Annotated in this window: 13 protein-coding genes; 8 read left to right on the top strand and 5 right to left on the bottom strand. The window is 64.1% G+C overall.

What is annotated here, in order from left to right; all coding sequences use genetic code 11:
• Positions 1-3 precede the first annotated feature (3 nt).
• The 5 genes from AC6H34_RS21990 to AC6H34_RS21970 all read left to right on the top strand — a co-directional run bounded on the left by AC6H34_RS21990 (position 4) and on the right by AC6H34_RS21970 (position 5,886).
• Positions 4-2,199 carry a hydantoinase B/oxoprolinase family protein gene (locus tag AC6H34_RS21990; protein WP_497540220.1) on the top strand — a complete coding sequence of 732 codons (2,196 nt, stop codon included), beginning with the start codon at positions 4-6 and terminating at the stop codon, positions 2,197-2,199.
• Positions 2,200-2,207: 8 nt separating this feature from the next.
• A complete protein-coding gene (locus AC6H34_RS21985; RefSeq protein WP_448147088.1) occupies positions 2,208-2,705 on the top strand; it encodes an acetone carboxylase subunit gamma in 498 nt (165 codons plus the stop codon).
• Positions 2,706-2,845: 140 nt separating this feature from the next.
• Positions 2,846-3,679 carry an SDR family NAD(P)-dependent oxidoreductase gene (locus AC6H34_RS21980; RefSeq protein ID WP_497540219.1) on the top strand — a complete coding sequence of 278 codons (834 nt, stop codon included), beginning with the start codon at positions 2,846-2,848 and terminating at the stop codon, positions 3,677-3,679.
• Positions 3,680-3,708: 29 nt separating this feature from the next.
• Complete coding sequence (locus tag AC6H34_RS21975; RefSeq protein WP_497540218.1) at positions 3,709-4,782, top strand: helix-turn-helix transcriptional regulator; 1,074 nt, start codon at positions 3,709-3,711, stop codon at positions 4,780-4,782.
• Between the two features lie 114 nt (positions 4,783-4,896).
• Complete coding sequence (locus tag AC6H34_RS21970) at positions 4,897-5,886, top strand: aldo/keto reductase (protein WP_497540217.1); 990 nt, start codon at positions 4,897-4,899, stop codon at positions 5,884-5,886.
• Between the two features lie 54 nt (positions 5,887-5,940).
• Here the strand turns inward: AC6H34_RS21970 and AC6H34_RS21965 are convergent, their stop codons facing one another.
• The gene (locus AC6H34_RS21965) at positions 5,941-6,576 is read right to left on the bottom strand and encodes an NrsF family protein (RefSeq protein ID WP_497540216.1); all 636 of its coding nucleotides are present in this window, start codon (positions 6,574-6,576) and stop codon (positions 5,941-5,943) included.
• Positions 6,573-7,130, bottom strand: coding sequence for a sigma-70 family RNA polymerase sigma factor (locus AC6H34_RS21960; RefSeq protein ID WP_448147083.1), 558 nt, complete (start codon positions 7,128-7,130; stop codon positions 6,573-6,575). The genes AC6H34_RS21965 and AC6H34_RS21960 overlap by 4 nt, the downstream gene beginning before the upstream one ends.
• Before the next feature lie 121 nt (positions 7,131-7,251).
• Here AC6H34_RS21960 and AC6H34_RS21955 point away from each other — a divergent pair, with 121 nt between their 5' ends.
• Positions 7,252-7,530, top strand: a complete 279-nt coding sequence (locus AC6H34_RS21955; protein WP_497540215.1) for a BufA1 family periplasmic bufferin-type metallophore — start codon at positions 7,252-7,254, stop codon at positions 7,528-7,530.
• 107 nt (positions 7,531-7,637) lie between these two features.
• Here AC6H34_RS21955 and AC6H34_RS21950 read toward each other — a convergent pair whose 3' ends face one another.
• On the bottom strand, positions 7,638-8,252 hold the full coding sequence (locus AC6H34_RS21950; protein ID WP_497540214.1) for a TetR/AcrR family transcriptional regulator: 615 nt from the start codon (positions 8,250-8,252) through the stop codon (positions 7,638-7,640).
• A gap of 104 nt (positions 8,253-8,356) precedes the next feature.
• Here AC6H34_RS21950 and AC6H34_RS21945 point away from each other — a divergent pair, with 104 nt between their 5' ends.
• Positions 8,357-9,061, top strand: a complete 705-nt coding sequence (locus AC6H34_RS21945; RefSeq protein WP_448147080.1) for a glutathione S-transferase family protein — start codon at positions 8,357-8,359, stop codon at positions 9,059-9,061.
• Positions 9,062-9,080: 19 nt separating this feature from the next.
• On the opposite strand, the gene AC6H34_RS21940 is transcribed toward AC6H34_RS21945, so the two are convergent.
• Complete coding sequence (locus AC6H34_RS21940) at positions 9,081-10,355, bottom strand: D-tagatose-bisphosphate aldolase, class II, non-catalytic subunit (protein WP_497540213.1); 1,275 nt, start codon at positions 10,353-10,355, stop codon at positions 9,081-9,083.
• Between the two features lie 34 nt (positions 10,356-10,389).
• Positions 10,390-11,421, bottom strand: a complete 1,032-nt coding sequence (locus AC6H34_RS21935) for a LacI family DNA-binding transcriptional regulator (protein WP_497540212.1) — start codon at positions 11,419-11,421, stop codon at positions 10,390-10,392.
• 442 nt (positions 11,422-11,863) lie between these two features.
• Between AC6H34_RS21935 and AC6H34_RS21930 the strand changes: the two genes are divergently transcribed.
• Positions 11,864-12,841, top strand: a complete 978-nt coding sequence (locus AC6H34_RS21930) for an ABC transporter substrate-binding protein (RefSeq protein ID WP_448147077.1) — start codon at positions 11,864-11,866, stop codon at positions 12,839-12,841.
• The last annotated feature ends 139 nt before the right edge of the window (positions 12,842-12,980 follow it).

Here is a 12,980-nt window from a genome sequence, read left to right as displayed (position 1 = left end):
TCCATGCTGGATCACGCCAAAACCCACATGCCTCTTCGCGAGCGCATGCTCGAGTCCGAGCGGCTGATGGAGGAAACCGGCTGCTATGACGGCATCACCTCGCTGAAGCTGCGCAGGCAGGATCCCCTGAAGTTCGAGACGCTGCACACCAAGCTTCGTGCCTTCTGCGTCTCGGCCCGCGAAATGGCGCGCCGCATCTCGGCCTCCCCGGGGGTGCGCGAGGTCGGCGAGATGGTGGTAGCACTGTACACACCGGAGGGGGACGCCATCGCTCTCTCCAATGGCATCATGGTGCATGTCCACACCATGAGCCGCTTCATCAAGTGGATGATCCGCGAGGGCTACGAGGCCAATCCCGGCATCCGCCCGGGCGATATCTTCGCCAACAACGATGCCTTCATCGGCACGGTGCAGGTGCCGGACGTCATGGACGTGGTGCCTATCTTCCATTCGGGTGAGTTGATCGGCTGGGCCGGCGCCGTCTGCCATGAGCTCGAGGCCGGCGGCATCACCCCGGGCGGCGACGTCTGCCTAGCGCAGGAACGCTTCACCGAAGGCCTGTTCGTCTGCGCCGAGAAGATCGGCGAGAACGACGAGATCCGCCGCGACTACGTCATCCGCTGCGAGCGCAACCTGCGGATGCCGATCTACTGGGTGCTGGACGAAAAGGCCAAGGTCGCCTCCTGCATCGACATTCGGGAAAATCTCGTCGCCCTCGTCGACGAGATCGGCCTCGACTATTGGAAGCAGGTCTCCAAGGAGTTCATTGAGGAAGGGCGCCTCTCCCAGCTTGCCCGCACGCGGCAGCTCACCGTGCCCGGCATCTATCGCGGCCACACCTTCTACGGTCACGTCACGCAGGGCAAACCCGGTTTCCAGCCGCTCGGCGACCCCGATTGGCTCTACAACATTCCCGTGGAGATGGAGATTTCGACCGAGGGCAAGATCACGCTCGACTTCGAAGGTACCCAACCCTGGGGGTATCATTCGATGAACTGCACGCCGGCTGGCATGGACGGCGGCATGTTCGTCACCCTCACGCAGCACATGAACTTCGAGGGCCTCGTCAATGACGGCGCCTGGCTCGCCACCGAACTGAAGCTGCCCAAGGGCACCTGGACCAATCCCGATAACGAGATGGTGGCGACCGCCACGTCCTGGGCCTTGCTGCTGCCTGCCTATGGCGTGTTCCAGCGCCTGCTCTCGCGCGGCTTCCTCGCCCGCGGCTTCATCGAGGAGGTCTTCGTCGGGCAGGTCAATTCACCGATGATCGAGATGGGCGGAGAAAGCCAGTATGGTACGCTGTTCGGAATGGCGCATTTCGAATGCGCCGCCGCTGGTTCCGGGGCGCTCGCCATCAAGGACGGGCTCGACACCGCCTATGTCGGCTGGAACCCCGAATCCGACATGGGCAATATCGAGATCTGGGAACAGAACATGCCGATGCTCTATATCGGCCGCTCGATCCTGCCGAACTCGGGGGGCGCCGGCAAATATCGCGGCGGCTGCGCTTTCATCTCGACTTGGCTGGTGAGCAAGTCCAACCATCTGCGTCTCGTTACGTCGGAGCACTCCTCGCGCGTGTTCGACAATGGCGGCATGTGCGGCGGCTATCCGGCGCCTACCTGCCAGATGCATCGGGCCGTGCGCGACACCAATGTCGGCGAGTTGATCGCGCAGCAGAAGCCTCTGCCGCATACCATCGGCACCGATCCCCGGCACTCGGATCTGGAGAAGCTCGTCGAGGGCAAGCACGTCACCGACGAAGGCCCCTACATCACAGCGCCGCACAAGTCGGGCGACATCTTCACCCACTCCTACAACGGCGGGGGTGGCTATGGCGACGTACTGGAGCGCGATCCCGTCAAGACGACCCATGACGTCGAGAACGGCTTCCTGACACCGGAGGCGGCCCGGGGAGTATTCGGCATCGTTCTGCGCGAAGCCGTCGAGGCCGATCGTCTGGAACCCGATCCCGAGGCAACCGCAGCCCTGCGCGGGAGGATGCGCCGGGAACGGATCGAGGCGTCGGTACCCGTTTCCGAATGGATCGCCGAGGAAGCCAGGCGCGTGGCCGCTTCCGATTTCGCACCGGAAGTCGCCAAGATGCATGCCAATGCCATGAAGCTCTCTCCCCGTTTCGCCGGCGAGTTCCGGGCCTTCTGGGGGCTCAACGATGATTTCACGATGAAGTACTGAGGTCCGATATGAGCAATTATCCCAAGGAAACCATCCGCGAGCTCGTTGCCGGCACCCTGCCCTGGCACCAGACCAGGCAGATCATGAGCGCCTACAAGGACGACGACCGCTTCCACGCCTACATCGCCGTGCTGCAGGACCGTGTGGCCTGGGAGGACAGGATCCTCCTGCCGATCGGCGACCACCTCTTCATCGCCGACACGCCAAGCGGCCGCGTGACCAAATGCGAGTGCGGCCAGGAATTCGGGCACTACAAGAGGAACTGGAAGCTCGGCGCCCATATCCGCGTGCGGAGGAGCAAGGAGGCGCTGCGCGAGATCTATCCGAATTCCGATATCCCCGACCCGGAATGGATGGAGATCCGCGAGTTCGTCTGCCAGTCCTGCGGCACGCTGCACGAGGTGGAGGCTGCGGCACCGGGCTACCCCATCGTGCATGACTTCGATCCTGACCTGGAGGGCTTCTATCGCGAGTGGCTGAAGCAGCCGCTGCCGGCGGAAAAATAGGCGCCGTAACCGGGACCGCAAGCGACCTCGCCCGCACTCCTCGAAGCAGAGCGCTTGGTGGAAAGGAAAAGGCGGCGGGGTACGGTCGCGGTCCCAGCGACGACGCTATACTCGCGAAATCATCAAGGTAGAAACAGCCAGTGCCTTACTTCCCTTCCCTCCATGGCCGCGCAGCCCTGATCACCGGCGGCCTCACCGGCCAGGGTTTTGCCATCGCGCAGGCACTGGCCGCCGCGGGTGCCAATGTCGCGGTTGGCTCCTATATCGGCGAAGGCGCGCGGCTGGGAGACGCGGCCGCCTATCCCGAGAAGGCGCAGATCGAACATGTGCGGGCTACGCTCGAAGCCTTGGGCGTCAAGGTTCATGCCGGCCATCTCGACGTGCGCTCCAGCGAGGTGATCGATGCCTTCGTGACCGAGGCGGAGGCCGCCTGCGGCCCCATTGACATCCTGGTCAACGCCGCGGGCACGACGGCCGAACAGCCCGTCAGCGGCCATTCCGATGCGCTCTGGGAGAAGATCATCGACACCAATCTCACCGGCGCCTTCCGCACGACGCGCAGCCTGCTGCCGGGCATGATCGCGCGTGGATGGGGGCGCATCATCAATATCGGCTCGACGGCGGCAACCGTCGGCTGGAAGGACAATCCGGCCTACTGCGCCTCCAAGTCCGGCCTCCTGGGCCTCACGCGATGCGTCGCTCTGGAGGGCGCGCCGCACGGGATCACGGCCGTCATGATCTCGCCGACCTGGGTCGAAACGGAATTGATGCGCCGGAACGTCGCCCAGGTCGCCCAACGGGAAGGCAAGGGCGAGAACATCGAAAGCGCCATGGCGCGCATCGCCGCGCAGAACCCTCAGCAGCGTATCATCCAGCCCGACGAGGTGGCAGGCCTTGCCGTCTTCCTGTGCAGCGACGCAGCCAAGGGGATCACGGCGGAGAACATCCAGATCACCGGAGGGGCGCTCTGGTGAGGCCGGCAGCCGCGGTATAGCCTTTACAAATGGGTATGGATTCCGAGCAGAGCACCACACGCAAGATGCGCCTCACCTCCGGCCTCCCGCTCGCCTCCGCCACCACCGCCTTGGGCGAAGCGGCGCGGCTGGTTGGAACGTCGGGCTTCTATCCGGCCCTGCTGACAGCCTTCAGGAGCCTGGTGCCACACGACATTGCAACTGTGGTGCGCTATTCGGCAGTCGGCACGCCGAATTTCCTGCTCCACCACGGCTTCTCGGATATCCTTGCGCGCCAATACGAAACCACTTTCTTCGTCTTCGATCCCTTCTATCGCTACTGGATCCAGACGGAGCAGCCGGGCGTCGTTTCGCTCGACATGTTTCCGGCCACGGCAACCCGCCAGAGCCGATATGTCCGTGAATTCCTCGAGGAATCCTCCATCACCGACGAACTCGGCATCTTCCTGCCGGCGATCGGGCGAGCGAGCGTGGCGATGTTCCTGGAGCGCGGCGTCGGGCGCTTCCTCAGCGCCGAGCGGGCCTCGATAGAAGATTTCTACCCGCTCTTCGCCGGTCTCGAGATCGCGCATGTGAATGCCGTCCTCGCTGCGGAAGGCACCACGGGGCCGTCTCTGCCGCGCGCCTTCCTGATCCGCGATCGCGAAGGCCATCCCGTCCACTCGAGCGAGGCCTGGCGGGAACTCGCGAGAGAGGATGCCGGCCTGATGCGGGCCGTCGACCGTCTCATCGCCGGGGACGCGGACCAGGCCGTGCTCGGCGAGGGCAACGTCCTGCACCGTACCCGCGTTTCACCGGCCCATGCCATCGCTCCCCAGGGCTGGCTGTTCATGGTCGAGAAGTCCCCATATACATCGGGACTTTACGACCAGATCATCATCTCGCGCCTCAATCCTTCGCTGACCCCGCGAGAGATCGACATCGTGAAGCTTGTCCTGGAAGGACATCCAACGGCGACGATCGCTCAGCGCCTCAACCTCCAGCGCGGCACCGTGAAGAACCACCGCCTGCGCATCTACGAGAAGCTCGACATCACCTCCGAGCGGGAACTCTTCATCACCTATATCCAGGCGCTGCAACGGCAGAGGCACACCGAAAAGTGATGACCGCGATGCTTGGCGAAGGCAGGCTCCCGGGTCGATAAACGCGGCATTCCTCCTCTCCTTTCCTCGAAGTCCTTTCCCTGGGCCCCTGCCCCCTCACCATCGGATAGACCCATGCATTACAAGTCGCTCGGCAAGACCGGCCTCAAGGTCTCGGAACTCTGCCTCGGCACCATGACTTTCGGACTGCAGATCGAGGAAGCTCTCTCCCGCCAGATCCTCGACAAGGCCGCTGCAGGCGGCATCAATTTCATCGACACGGCGGACGTCTATCCACTCGGGGGCGGACTCGACACGGTCGGCCGCACCGAGGAGATCGTAGGCCGCTGGCTCAAGGACAAACGGGGAAGCTTCATCCTGGCCACCAAGGCGTGCGGAGCGATGGGCCCGAACTCGTGGGAACAAGGCGCCTCGCGCAAGCATCTGCTCGACGCGATCGACGCCTCGCTGCGCCGGCTCGATACCGACTATGTCGACCTTTACCAGCTTCATTCGGATGATGCCTCCACCCCGCTCGACGAGACGCTGGAGGCCCTCGACGTGATCGTCCGATCGGGGCGTGCACGCTATATCGGCGTTTCCAATTTCCTGGCCTACCGCCTGGCCCGGACGCTGGGTCGTTCGGACCTGAAGAATACGGCTCGTTTCGTCTGCGTCCAGCCGCGCTACAGCCTGCTCTTTCGCGAGATCGAACGCGAGCTGCTGCCCCTCTGCGCGGAAGAAGGCCTTGGCGTCATCCCCTACAATCCGCTCGCCGGCGGCTTCCTGACCGGCAAGCATAAGCGCGGCGCGCCGACGCAAGGCACCCGCTTCACCCTCGGCACGGCCGGCGCGCGCTACCAGGAACGCTATTGGAACGATCGTGCCTTCGACACCGTGGATGCCTATCTCAAGCTGGCCTCGGAGGCAGGCGTGGCGCCGGCCACCCTCGCCCTGGCCTGGGTGCTCGCCAATCCGGTGATCACCGCTCCGATCATCGGAGCCAGCCGCCCCGACCAGCTCGACGACTCCCTGGCCGCCGCCGACTATGCCCTCTCAGCGGACTTTAAGAAGCAGCTCGACGAACTTTCGCACGAATACCGGTTCGGCGACGCCGTCCGATGAAGCATGGGCCGATCGGATCGATCGGCGTCCCGCTGGCACCGCGCGCGGCCGGCTCTACCAGCGCAGCAGCTTCCTGCCCGCGAAATAGCCGGCCAACACCACGACGCCGGTCGCCAGCGGATACCAGGTCGCCACGAAAAGGGGGCTGTCGTCCGGGCAGTGCGTGGCATAGAAGGTCGCGCCAATGCCGCTGGCGACGAGCCCGGCTATCGCTCCCATGAGACCCGGGTTCTCCGGGGCTCCCTGGCGCATGACATAAAGAATGCACGCCAGCGGCCCCACTGCCAGCAGCGGGATCAGCATCATGCAATAGCGGGCGTTGGTACCGATCCAGCGCGTCTCCCAGGTGGAGGGAGGCATAACCACCAGTTCCACGATGACGGCCACCGCCAGCAGCACGGGTGCGGCCGCCACGGCCTTGCCCCACACGCCCAGTGAAACGCCGGGCTGCGCCATGCGCAGCAGGAGGCCGGTTGCCGTCGCAGCCAGCGTGAGAGTGACCAGGAACTTGAACAGGAAGCGCCCCGTATGCATGGCACCGCCGACATCGGGCCGCATGCCGATGGAACAGAAGAAGAGAATGCCGGCGATGACCACACCTCCGGCGAAGGCGGCGGCAAGGGCCCGGCCAAGCCGCCAGCGGACCGCGCTGTCCTGAGCCAACGCCTTGATGAGATCATCGGTCTTCACGACTTGTCACTCCGGTAGAGCGCCGCCAGGGTCTTGAGAGCGCGATGCAGGGCAACGCGTACTGCCCCCTCCGACATGTTGAGCCGGGCCGCCGTGTCCCGAATGCTCGTGCCGCGCACCGAGATGGACTGCACGATATCGCGTTGCGGCTCCTTGAGACGCGCAAGCAGGCGCTCGATGTCGAGGTGATCAAGATCATCCGTCTGCTCCTCCGCCTGCAGCGTCTCGACCACGTCCTCGATCGGGACGACCGTCTGCCGACCACGGCGGCGCATGGTGTCGATCATCTTGTTGCGGACGATGGTCGAAAGCCAGGGACCCAGCGGGCGTGCCGGATCCCACGTGCCCCGCTTGAGATGGATGGCCAGCAATACTTCCTGCACGATGTCCTCAGCCTCGTTCGGTGGGGCGCCGAAACTCTCGCAGCGCTTGCGGGCCAGGGCTCGCAGGAAAGGCGTCACCGCCAGCAGGAAGCGCCGATAGGCTCCGCCGTCACCTGCGATCGCCGCCCGCAGCCATGCCGCCCACTCTTCTTCACGTGGGGAATTATGCACGCCTCACCCCTTCTACGCGTGGGTTCACGTCTTTGTTACGGGCCGTAATGATCGCCGGCAGTCCGACGTAGGAGCCGTTGCAAGCCGATAGCGGCTCGCTGCATTCCATGGAGATACCATAATGGATCGTCGTATCGTAACGCTCGCCCTCGCGGGCTCCCTCGCCTCGGCCCTCGCCGCCATTGCGATGCCCGCCTTCGCCGGCCCTGTCAGCCCCGAGCAGGCCATCGGCAAGGAGAAGTGCTACGGCGTCGCCCTGAAGGGACAGAACGACTGTGCCGCCGGCAAGCATGACTGCGCCGGGCATTCCACGATCGACTACGACAAGGCGTCCTTCAAGCTGGTGCCCAAGGGCACCTGCCACACGATCAAGGGCACGCTGAAGCCCGCCAGGGCCTGACGCGGCGGGGCGGCTCCTATTTCGTCCCGACGCGGAACCTGGAAGCCGCCCCATCCCCTTGCCCATGCAGAGTTGCAGCGTCGGCGTCAGCCCGATTGGACCTCCAGTCATGGCATCTCGCCCCTGCCGTAACGCTCTTCCTGCCCGAGTACGGTCAGCACAGGCCGCAACACTCCTTCAAGCTGGTCTCGGCTCGGAGCTGTCCGGGCGAGCACGCGAATGCCCAGGAGCACACTGAGCAGGAAGCGGGCGAGGTCCTCCGAATCGTGTGTGAGGGCAATGCTGCCGTCCTGCTGCCCGGCTGTGGCACAACGATGGAAGAAAGCCTCGATGCGACCCAGCACCTCGGCCACGACCGCCCGAAACTCCGGATCTCGGGGGCCTGCCTCCAGGGCCGAATTCACCATCATGCAACCCCGCGCCTTGGTGTCGCCGAGAGATCGCTCGATGATTTCGCGATAGAACGCGATGATCGCTTCGCGAGGCGGAAGTCTCCGTTCAAGGCGGGTCGAGCGTTCGCCGAAGCTCCGCTCCGCATAGAAATCCAGAGAGCGGCGATAGAGGGCACGCTTGTCACCGAAGGCATTGTAGAGACTGGCGCTGGTAATGCCCATGCGCGCGCAGAGGTCACGCACCGATGTCGCCTCGTACCCCTGCTCCCAGAAGCATCCCACGGCCGCGTCGAGCACTGCCTCTTCATCGAACTCCCGTGGCCGGGCCATGGTCGGTCCTTCCCGAGATTATGTCCGGTCGGCGATTGCCTTCCGCCTAGCATCATGCATTTTATAGCGACCGCTCCAAAACTCAATGTCTGGAAGGCCACTGCATGATCCGCTTCTATTTCCATCCCACGCCGAACCCTCTCAAAGTAGCACTGCTTCTCGAGGAGTGCGGATTGTCCTACGAGGTGGTGCCGATCGACACCCGCAAGGGCGAGCAGCATCAGTCGTCCTTCCGGGCCATCAATCCGAACGGCAAGCTGCCGGCTATCGTCGACATGGATGGGCCGGGCGGAAGGCAGGCTCGCGTCTTCGATTCCAGTGCCATACTGCTCTATCTCGCCGAGAAGAGCGGGCGCTTCCTCGGCGGGGCCGATGACCGGCCGGAACTCCTGTCCTGGCTGTTCTTCATCGGAACAGGCATTGGTCCCTACTCCGGTCAGGCGGTTCATTTCCAGCACGCCGTGCCCGATGCCATACCCTACGCGATCAACCGCTACCGGCGCGAGGTGGAACGACACTACAAGATCCTGGACGAACAGCTCGCCGACAGGAAGTTCATACTCGGTGACGAGTACACGATCGTCGACATGTCTGCCTGGGGCTGGCTCGATCGCGCGCCGCGTGTCCTGCCCGGTGCGGAAGACCCCCTCGCCGCCTTTCCCAATCTGAAGCGCTGGTTCGCCGCCGTCGACGGCCGACCCGCGGCGTCAAGGGCGCGGCAGGTCGGATCGGGCCATGTCTTCAAGACCGAGATGGACGAGGACGCCAAGCGGGCCATGTTTCCGTCCAACTATCCCGCTGCTTCATGACGACGGCCGTCTGCTTCTCTCAGGCAGCTCCTGCTGGCGAAACGGCCGCCGCGTAGTCGTCCAGCACTTCGCGCACGGCGAGCGAAAGGGCTATCGGCATGTCCAGTGGTCCGGCATGCCCCGCGGACGCCGGGAGGAACTGGTGGACGAGTGTCGGCGGCAACTCCCTTCCGGCCAGCGCCGCTCTGAGCCGCTCCACGGCGGCGACCGCCCGAGGATGCGGCCAGTAATACCGGATGCGATCGCTGTAGCTGTAATGGCGCAGCATACGCTGGCTATTGGCGTCGCCCTGGTAGTAACGTTGCCAATAGCCTGGCTCTGCCAGCATCAGGGCTTCCATCGCCTTGTACAGGGACCGTTCGCCGTAGGAGGGATCGAGCTCACCGGCGATGAGATCGAGGCCGTACAGCGCCTCACGCAGCGCGAAGGTCAGGCCGGGGCCCACCTTGAGGATGGGGAAACCGTCCGCGACCAAGCGGGCAAGTTCTCTCCGGGGCTGATAGTCGGTGGAATGAGCCTCGAAAACCAGGGCCGGCTCGTCATCGAGCACGCCGGCGAGTTCCCGCGCCCTGTCGGGCCGGTATACCACGACCTCCTCGTGGCCGAACTCCACTCCGGGCTGCACGACAACGCCGATGACGCGGTCAAGCGCGGCCTCGGCCCCGTGCCTGCGGAAGACTTCCCGATGGGTAGCGATGGTGGCCTTGGCCGCCGCCGCTGAAGTCGGCTGCAGGCCATCCAGCGCATGCCACGCACCGCCCGGTACCGGCACCTCGGTGCCGATGACATATACGGGCGGAGACAGGCCATTGTCGCGAGCTGTCTTCTCGGCGACGCGCGTCAGCCTGGCGGCCCGAAGCGCGGTGACCTCGTCGTCGAGCGCCTCCGGTTCACCCTTGCAGCCCATGCTGGCGTCGAGATGGATCTTGGAGAAACCGGCCGCGACGAAGGCGGCCATCATGCCCTCGGCCTTTTGCAGGGCGTCCTCGGCCTCGAGATGCCGCCACGGGTTGGGGCCGAGATGGTCACCGCCTAGTACCAACCGGCCAGTGTCGAACCCTGCCACCGCCGCACTGTCCTCGACGGAGCGGCGGAAATCAGCCGGCGTCATGCCGGTATAGCCGCCATCCTGGTTGACCTGGTTGCAGGTCGCCTCGATCAGCACGTCGCCGCCGACGTCGCGGCCGTGCGCCAGGGTCGTCTCGATCACCGCCGGGTGAGCCGAACAGATCGCGGCGATACCACGCGGCCGCCCGGAGCGCCGGCTCGGCGCGAGGTCTGCCAGAATGGACATGGGGTTCTCCCTAAACGCTGTCATGATGGGTTCGTCAGGCCGAGGCGCGCATCATCAACTGCGCTTCCAGCCGATATTGCTGAGGGGCGTCGGGAGCAGTTTCCGCCCCCTCGACCTTGGCCAGAAGGGTCTCGACGCACTGGGTGCCGATACGCGAGAAATTCTGGGCGACCGTCGTCAGGGGCGGACAACCGAAACGACTATAGGGCTGGTCGTCATGGCCCGCGACGCGAAGCCGGGAATCGGCGTCCCGCCCGACCTTGATGCCGCGCTGGAAGGCAGCGGCCATCACGCCGACTGCGATACGGTCATTGGCGCACAATACGGTGGAGGACGGAAATCCCTTGCCGTCGATCACGCGCAAAGCCTCGCCGTAGCCGATTTCCTCGAAACGCCAGTCCGGCTTGCTGGTCACCGGGATGATCTGCGGCGTGAAACCGAGACGCTCCATCACGCCGATATAGGCGGCGCGCCGCTCACCGGCGTTATGGTTCACGGCCGGCATCTCGAAGAAACAGGGCGGCGTGCCGGTGCGGCAGAGATAGTCGGTGATGAGGCCGATGCTCTGCTCGTTGTCGGTGCCGACGAAAGGGGATCCGTCGCGCAGGAAGGAGTCGAGATAGACGACGGGGATATGGGCCCTGAGGCTCTCCATGCGCGAGGCGTCGGTGAAAGTACCCAGCGGCGCGATGATCGCCCCCGCGATCTTCAAGGACAGAAGAGTCTCGACCGAGCGGGCTTCCAGGGAGGGATCGCCACGCGAGGAGAGCACCAGCACCAGGTAACCGTCGAGGGCGCACCGCATCTCGATGTGGCGAACCATCTCGGAGAAGAACATGTCGGACGTGTCGGGCACGATCACTCCCACGATCTTCGGCCGCTTCTTGTTGAGGTTCACGGCAAAGAGGTTGGGGCGATAGTCGTATTTCGCCAAGGCGCGCTCGATCTTGCTGCGGATCGACTTGCGCACGCTGGAGGGATCGTTGAAGTATTTCGACACGGTGGGGCGTGAAATCCCGCTGAGCTGGGCGAACTCCGCCATGTTCCTGATCTTCTGCACGGCCATGGCGATCCCCCTGGTTCCAAGCGGCTCCAAATTTTTACACGCGAAAAAAATTTTATTTTTTACATGCCGCAAAATTAGTCGGCCAAGCTCGCGGCACCACAAGGCGACCAATATCGTCTTATCGATAAATTACAATAACTTGTTCGGAGTTTCTGGCATCGCTTCCATCCCTGTTTTGTCAACTTTTTCTCGCGCAATAAATTTTATTGACGCTTTTATAGTCAAACCATAGTCTGACAAAATATAAAAGACAAAAACAAAATCAGGAGGGAGGGATAAACAGCCCGGGTGGCATGGGATGCCCCGGCGCGCTTCAGGTCTATTTGTATCCTTTCTGCACGTCATCGGACGCCCTCCGGGCGGCCGTAACCGGCATGGCACCTCTCGCCAGAAGAGGCCCAGCGCCGCGCGACCCATCGAACAAGCCAACAAAGGAAACGACATGAGGAAATTGCTCACGGCCGTTGCGGCCCTCGCCATCGGCATCGGCGTACTCGCCGCCCCCGCTCAGGCACAGGACAAGAAGTTCACCATCGCCCTGATTCCGGGCCTGACCACCGATGCGTTCTACATCACCATGCGCAAGGGCGCGGAGGCGGCAGCCAAGGCGGTCGGCGCCGAACTCGTCTTCCAGGGCGCGCCGGACTTCAACCCCGTCACCCAGACGCCGGTCCTCGACGCCGTCATCGCCCGCAAGCCGGACGCGATCCTGATCGCCCCGACCGACAAGGTGCAGTTGATCCAGCCCCTGAAGAAGGCAATCGACGCGGGCATTCCCGTGATCACCGTCGACACCTTCATCGGCACCGGCCAGTACCAGACCGGCTCGGGCGATGCCGACTTCCCGCTCTCCTACATCGCCTCCGACAACCTTCTCGGCGGCCGCATGGCGGCGGATGCCCTCTCCAAGGCCATCGGCGGCAAGGGCAAGGTCTACGTCTCCAACGTGAAGCCTGGCGTCTCCACCACGGACCAGCGCGAAGAGGGTTTCAAGGACGAGATGAAGAAATATCCCGACATCACTGTTCTTGAGACGCAATTCAACGACGACGACGCCAACAAGGCAGCCTCGCAGTTCCAGTCCGTCTATGCCCGTAACCCAGATTTGGCGGGCGTGTTCGGCGCCAACCTCTTCTCCGCCCTCGGTGCAGCAAACGGCGTGCAGCAGGCCGGCCAGAGCGGCAAGATCCGCGTCGCCGCCTTCGACGCGCCGGCTTCGATCGTCGACAACATCAAGACCGGCCTGGTCGATATCGCCATTGCCCAGCATCCGGCCGAGATCGGCTATTTCGGCGTGATGGCGGCCTATGCCCATCTCACCGGCCAGTCGATCCCGACCACGATCGGCACGGGCTTCACCGAAATGGACAAGTCCAACGTCGACCAGCCGGAAGTGGCGCGCTTCATCTACAAGGAGTGACGCCGCGGCCGGCCCCAGGGCCTGGCCGGGAAAATCGGCAAGCCTCCCTCGCATCGCCGGCCCCGTCCAGGCGATCGCGGGGACTCCGACGCCGACGAGGTTGCAAGCATGCCCGGGACAGGCCCGGGCATGACAAGAC

This window comes from Labrys sp. ALF-8 (assembly GCF_059699065.1).
This window is presented reverse-complemented; position numbering and strand designations above follow the sequence as displayed.